Source organism: Curtobacterium sp. 179-B 9B NHS (genome assembly GCF_045370965.1).
In the GTDB taxonomy this organism is placed as follows: domain Bacteria; phylum Actinomycetota; class Actinomycetes; order Actinomycetales; family Microbacteriaceae; genus Curtobacterium.
In genome coordinates, this window is record NZ_JBIQDQ010000020.1 from 43,614 (window position 1) to 50,184 (window position 6,571).

Genomic DNA, 6,571 nt, shown 5'->3' on the forward strand with positions numbered 1-6,571 from the left:
CGGAGCGGCGGACGATGACGACCACCGCCGACCTCGCCGCCCGGCTGCGGGGGATGTCCGACGACGAGCTGGAACGGCTCGTGGTCGCCCGCCGTCTGCCCGCGGCCGTCCTCGCCGAGTCCGGCCCGCAGCACGCGGCCGACTTCTTCGACCTCGCCGAGGCGCTGCGCACCGACGACGCCGTCGACGCAGCGCTCGAGCACCTGCCCCGGGCGACCCTCCTCGCCCTCCGCGACGGGTCGGCTGACGCCGACGCGCTCGCCCCGGCGGTCGCGCTGGGCCTCGCCGACGACGCGGGCTCGGTGGACGACGCCGTCGCCGGACGACTGGCTGCCCACGCCGAGGTCGCCGACCTCCGGCCGGGAGGCACGGCGCCGGTCCGCCCCGCCGCGCCCGACGAGCAGGTGGCCGACCAGGAGCGCGCCCGCGCGACCGGCGCGGAGCGTGCGTTCACGACGATGACGGTGCTCGCCGAGCTGCTCCGCGCGGTCGACGCCGGCGAGGTCCGCGAACTCGTCAAGGGCGGCATCGGCACGCCGCTCGCCCGGACCCTCGGCGAGCGCGTCGGCACCGACCCGGACGTCGTGCCGGACCGGCTCACGCTGCTGGACCGCACCGGCCTCGCGCACCCCGGCGAGGGGCGCTGGGCCGTGTCGTCCGAGGGGCGCACCTGGCTCGTCGCGGCCTGGCCGGACCGCTGGGTGGACCTGGCCGGACGGTGGTGGCGCTCGCTCGACCCGGCCGTGCACGACGTGCTCCGGGCGGCCGACGACGACCTGCACGACCTGGTCGCCGTCGGACGCTGGGCCTTCCCGGCGGGCGCCCGGTGGCTCGACGCCGTCCTGCTCGACGTCGCCGGCACCGCCGAGGTCCTCGGGCTCGCGGTCGACGGCACGGTGACGGCGACGGGCCGAGCGGTCCTCGACGGCGATGCCGACGCCGCAGCCGACGACCTGCCGCCGACCGTCGACGGCGTCTACCTGCAGCACGACCTGACGGTCATCGCCCCGGGGCCGCTCACTCCCGCCGACGACGACGCACTCCGGAGCGTCGCCGACCTCGAGGCACCGGGGTTGGCCGCCCGGTACCGCGTCTCCGAGGACTCCGTGCGGCGGGCGGTCCGGGCCGGCAGCACGCGTGAGGACCTGCTCGCGCTGCTGGACCGACTCTCGGCGACCGACGTGCCGCAGCCCCTCACCTACCTCGTCGACCAGGTGGCGTCGCGGGACGGCGGCCTCGTGGTCGACGTCGCGCCGGACGGTCGCGGGGCGGTCGTGCACGGGACGCCGGACCAGCTCGACCTGGTCGGGGTCGACGCCGAGCTGCGCCAGCTCACCTGGGAACGCGCCGACCTGACGACGCTCACCGCCCCGCACCCGCCGCACGTGGTCCACGCGGCGCTCGAGGAGCAGCGGTACCCGGCCGTGCTGACGGCCGCCGCCCGTCCCGTGGCCTCGGACGCGCCTCCCGGCCGTCGGCGTGGTGGCGCCGGTCGGACGCCGGAACAGGCCGCCCACGCGCTCGTGGAACGCCTGCGCCTGACGACGGAGCGCGGCGACGCGGAGCCGGAGCAGGAGTGGCTCGGGCGGCAGATCGACCTGGCGGTGCGCGGGAAGACGCCGATCCGGCTGACCGTCCGCATGCCGGACGGGTCGGAGCGACCGATCTCGATCGTGCCGACGTCGGTCGCCGCCGGGCGGGTCCGCGGCCGTGACACCGCGGTCGACGTGGAGCGGACGCTGCCGCTGTCGCTCGTCGTCGCGGTCGAGAGCGAGGCCTGAGCCGCGCGTCCCTGCACAGCCGCGCCCCGCGAGCCGTTTCTCCACCGTTGCGCACCGGGGGCGGCGGCTCGCAGCCGCGCCGCCTAGGCTGATCCGTCATGAACGGACCGCTGATCGTGCAGAGTGACCGCACCGTGCTCCTCGAGGTCGCCCACCCCCAGGCCGAGGACGCCCGGCACGAGCTCGCGGCCTTCGCCGAGCTCGAACGCGCCCCGGAGCACGTGCACACCTACCGGATCACGCGCCTCGGGCTCTGGAACGCCCGCGCGGCCGGGCACGACGCCGAGTCGATGATCGGCACGCTCGAGCGGTTCGCGAAGTTCCCGGTCCCGCAGAGCGTCACGGTCGACATCCGCGACACCGTCTCGCGGTACGGGCGGCTCGTCATCCGGCGCGAGGAGCGCGAGGACGCCCCGGCGATCGCGAACTCCCCGAGCGAGGAGCTCGAGCGCCAGCCGCTCCTGCTCCTCACCGCCGAGGACCCGTCGGTCCTGGCCGAGGTCACCCGGTCGAAGCGCATCAAGCCCCTGCTCGGCGACCAGCGCTCCCCCTCGGAGATCGAGCTGCAGCCCTGGGCACGCGGGCAGGTCAAGCAGGAGCTCGTCAAGCTCGGGTGGCCGGCGGAGGACCTCGCGGGCTACACGCCGGGACAGCCGCACCCGATCGACCTCGACACGGCGTCCTGGCACATGCGGCCGTACCAGGAGCAGGCCGTCGACACCTTCTTCGCGCAGGGCTCCGGCGTGGTCGTGCTGCCGTGTGGTGCCGGCAAGACGCTCGTCGGCGCCGGGGCGATGGCGACCGTCAAGGCGACGACGCTCATCCTCGTGACGAACACCGTGTCCGCTCGGCAGTGGCGTGACGAACTCCTGCGCCGGACGACCCTGTCCCCCGAGGACATCGGCGAGTACTCCGGCACCACGAAGGAGATCCGTCCCGTCACGATCGCGACGTACCAGATCCTGACCGCTCGGCGGAAGGGCGAGTACACGCACCTGTCGCTCCTCGACGCCCTCGACTGGGGCCTGATCGTCTACGACGAGGTCCACCTGCTCCCCGCGCCGGTGTTCAAGCTCACCGCCGACCTGCAGGCACGGCGGCGGCTCGGGCTCACGGCCACCCTGGTGCGCGAAGACGGCCGCGAGAGCGACGTGTTCTCGCTCATCGGGCCGAAGCGCTACGACGCCCCGTGGAAGGAGATCGAAGCGCAGGGCTACATCTCCCCGGCGGCCTGCTACGAGGTGCGGATCGACCTCCCCCACCAGGACCGCCTGGAGTACGCGGCGTCGGGTGACGACGAGCGCTACCGCATGGCGGCGACCTCGCCGGCGAAGACCCCGGTGGTGCGCGAGCTCATCGAGAAGCACCACGGCGAGCAGATCCTGGTGATCGGGCAGTACATCGACCAGCTCGACGACCTCGCCGCGTCACTCGACGCCGCCGAGATCACCGGGTCGACACCGGTCGACGAGCGAGAGCGGCTGTTCCAGGCGTTCCGCGAGGGCTCGATCGACGTGCTCGTGGTGTCGAAGGTCGCGAACTTCTCGGTGGACCTCCCCGACGCCACCGTGGCGATCCAGGTGTCCGGGTCGTTCGGCTCCCGACAGGAGGAAGCGCAGCGTCTCGGCCGGTTGCTCCGCCCGAACAAGGACGGCCTGCCGGCGTCGTTCTACACGCTCGTGACGCGGGACACGGTCGACCAGGACTTCGCGCAGAACCGGCAGCGCTTCCTCGCCGAGCAGGGGTACGCGTACACGATCCTCGACGCCGACCAGGTGCTGGCGGCCGCGTAGCCACCACACGACCCGCTCCCAGGAAACCTCTAGGGAACGGTCAGAGGATGGGACCATGACCGATGGCCCCAAGATCCTGATCGTCGACGACGAGCCGAACATCCGCGACCTCCTCACGACCTCGTTGCGCTTCGCCGGGTTCGCCGTCCGTGCGGTCGGCAACGGGGCCCAGGCGATCTCCGCCGTGCTCGAGGAGGAGCCCGACCTGATCATCCTCGACGTGATGCTCCCGGACATGAACGGCTTCGGCGTCACCAAGCGCCTCCGCTCGTCCGGGTACACGTCGCCGATCCTCTTCCTCACCGCGAAGGACGACACCGAGGACAAGATCACCGGGCTCACCGTCGGCGGCGACGACTACGTCACCAAGCCGTTCTCGCTCGACGAGATCGTGGCGCGCATCAAGGCGATCCTCCGTCGCACCATGAACGACGAAGAGGACGCGATCATCCGCGCCGGCGAGCTCACGATGGACCAGGACACGCACGAGGTCACGATCGGCGACGCGCAGATCGAGCTGTCCCCGACCGAGTTCAAGCTCCTGCGCTACCTGATGCTCAACCCGAACCGCGTGCTGTCGAAGGCGCAGATCCTCGACCACGTGTGGGAGTACGACTTCAACGGCGACGCGGGCATCGTCGAGTCGTACATCTCGTACCTCCGCCGCAAGCTCGACCAGTACTCGACCGAGCCGATCATCCAGACGAAGCGCGGGTTCGGCTACATGCTGAAGGCGTCCAAGGCGTCCTGACGCCGGGCACACGGCGACCGTCCGGTTTCACCGGGCGGTCGCCGCTTATCGTTGGGGCAGCATGCACACGCGAATGAGCCACTGGTGGGACGGGATCTCCCTCCGCACCAAGATCACCGGCATCACGGTGCTGCTCGTCGCGCTCGGGCTGCTCGTCGCGGGGCTCGGCACCATGACGGTGCTCTCGACGTACCTCATGCAGCAGCTCGACAACACGGTCAAGCAGACGTCCGAGCAGCTCGAGGGCCAGAACATCAGCGACGGCCAGCAGTACTGCACGCTGTCGATCGTCCTGTCGCAGAGCGCCTACGTCGCGGCCTACGACTCCCGCGGGGACAAGATCTGCCAGACCCGTGCCTCCAGCCGGCCGGACATCCGCTCGCTCGACTTCTCCGCCGCGGCGCAGAGCTCGCAGCGGTTCTCGCTGTACGACAGCCAGCACGACCACGAGTGGCGCGCGCAGATCATCCCGGCGTCGCTGCAGAACCAGTCGAGCGGCACATCGGAGACCGGGTACGTGCTCGTCGCCGTGTCGAGCGCCGACACCGACAAGACCATCGGCCGCTTCACGATCATCTTCCTGGGCTTCGGCATCTCGGTGATCCTGCTCGGCGCGATGCTGACACGGCTCCTCGTGACGGCCACGTTCGACCCGCTGCGCGACGTGGAGGACACGGCCGCCCGGTTCGCCGCCGGTGACTTCAACCAGCGGCTCGAGGCCGACACCCCGAACACCGAGGTCGGTCGTCTCAACCGCTCGCTCAACGCGATGCTCGAGCGGATCGACTCCGCGTTCGAGGACCGCGAGCGGACGATCGATCAGATGCGCCGCTTCGTCGGTGACGCCTCCCACGAGCTCCGCACGCCGCTGGTGTCGCTCCGCGGCTACGCCGAGCTCTACCGGATGGGGGCGCTCCGCAAGGAGGAGGACGTCGCCCAGGCGATGGACCGCATCGAGAAGGAAGCGCAGCGGATGGGCCTGCTCGTGCAGGACCTGCTCCAGCTCGCCCGCATCGACGAGTCGAAGCCGCTCGAGCTCGGCCCGGTCGACCTCGTCGCCATCGCGCGCGACTCGGCGCTCGACACCATGGCATCGAACCCCGACCGCGAGATCCAGGTCCTCGTCGAGGACGCCGTGACGGGCGTCAGCGTGCCGCAGGCCGTCCGTCCGGGTGCGTTCGGCCAGATCGACACCGGCGAGACGCCCGTCTCCCCGCCGTCGGCGAACTCGACCGGCCCGATCGCGTTCTCGCGGCAGACGATCGCGCGCCTCCGTGCCCGCCGCAACCGCGCCATGGGCGTCGAGGGCGGTGTACCGACCGACGAGACCACGCCCCTGCCGACCGTCGTGCTGCCGGCCCGTCCGCCGATCGTCCTGGCCGAGGAGAACAAGATCCGCCAGGTCGTGACGAACCTGATGGGCAACGCCATGCGGTTCACCGAGCACGACGACCCGATCGAGATCGGCATCGGCGTGGACGACGACCTCGGCATGGCCCACATCGACGTCATCGACCACGGCGAGGGCATCCCGCCGCAGCTGCGCGAGAAGATCTTCCAGCGCTTCTGGCGGGCGGACACCTCGCGCGCGCGGGACACCGGCGGCTCCGGCCTCGGTCTCGCGATCGTGTCGGGCATCGTGCACGCGCACAACGGCTCCGTCGAGGTGTTCGACACCGAGGGCGGCGGCGCGACCTTCCGCGTCTGGCTCCCCCTGCTCCCCCGCGACTACACCCCCACCCCGAAGTCCCCCGCCGCCTGACGCGCCGGCCCCGGCCGTCGCCGCCCGGCGGCCCGCCGTCGCCGCCCGTTCTGGTCGCACGGCTTGCCGCTCAACTCCGGCCGACGCGGCATGTCGTGCGACTCGAACGGTCGCAGGCGGCAGGTCGTGCGACTCGAACGGTCGCAGGCGGCAGGGCGTGCGACCGGAGCACGGCGCGGACCTGTGGGAGCGAGCGACATCAGAGCTGCCGGACCGGCTCAGGAACGGGCGGCGAACGCTTGACGGAGTCGCTCGAACAGCACCGCAGGTCGAGCCGCGTCGGCAGCCGTCGCGTGCACCACGATCCACCCGTTGACAGCGAACCCGTTGCCTCGGCGCTGATCGTGTCGGAAGACGTCGCGCTCGCGGTCGCACGGCTTGCCGCTCAACTCCGGCCGACGCGGCATGTCGTGCGACTCGAACGGTCGCAGGCGGCAGGGCGTGCGACCGGAGCACGGCGCGGACCTGTGGGAGCGAGCGACAT

At 71.9% G+C, this 6,571-nt stretch carries 4 protein-coding genes; all 4 read left to right on the forward strand.

Translation table 11 applies throughout. The annotated features are described in order from the left end of the window. Window positions 1–14 precede the first annotated feature (14 nt). A complete protein-coding gene (locus tag ACH0A8_RS14450) occupies window positions 15–1,781 on the forward strand; it encodes a helicase-associated domain-containing protein (RefSeq protein ID WP_251155743.1) in 1,767 nt (588 codons plus the stop codon). Window positions 1,782–1,879: 98 nt separating this feature from the next. Further along, window positions 1,880–3,574 carry a DNA repair helicase XPB gene (locus ACH0A8_RS14455; RefSeq protein ID WP_066656535.1) on the forward strand — a complete coding sequence of 565 codons (1,695 nt, stop codon included), beginning with the start codon at window positions 1,880–1,882 and terminating at the stop codon, window positions 3,572–3,574. A gap of 55 nt (window positions 3,575–3,629) precedes the next feature. Next, the gene (locus tag ACH0A8_RS14460) at window positions 3,630–4,325 is read left to right on the forward strand and encodes a response regulator transcription factor (protein ID WP_056120555.1); all 696 of its coding nucleotides are present in this window, start codon (window positions 3,630–3,632) and stop codon (window positions 4,323–4,325) included. A 61-nt stretch (window positions 4,326–4,386) separates the two neighbouring features. Further along, window positions 4,387–6,087 (forward strand): cell wall metabolism sensor histidine kinase WalK, encoded by a 1,701-nt coding sequence (locus tag ACH0A8_RS14465; protein WP_271826091.1) that lies wholly within the window; start codon window positions 4,387–4,389, stop codon window positions 6,085–6,087. Window positions 6,088–6,571: the final 484 nt, after the last annotated feature.

Excerpts from the sequence above, each read along its gene's own strand:
- ACH0A8_RS14465 (WP_271826091.1), top strand. The coding sequence starts at position 4,387 with ATGCACACGCGAATGAGCCACTGGTGGGACGGGATCTCCCTCCGCACC.
- ACH0A8_RS14460 (WP_056120555.1), top strand. The coding sequence starts at position 3,630 with ATGACCGATGGCCCCAAGATCCTGATCGTCGACGACGAGCCGAACATC.
- ACH0A8_RS14450 (WP_251155743.1), top strand. The coding sequence starts at position 15 with ATGACGACCACCGCCGACCTCGCCGCCCGGCTGCGGGGGATGTCCGAC.
- ACH0A8_RS14455 (WP_066656535.1), top strand. The coding sequence starts at position 1,880 with ATGAACGGACCGCTGATCGTGCAGAGTGACCGCACCGTGCTCCTCGAG.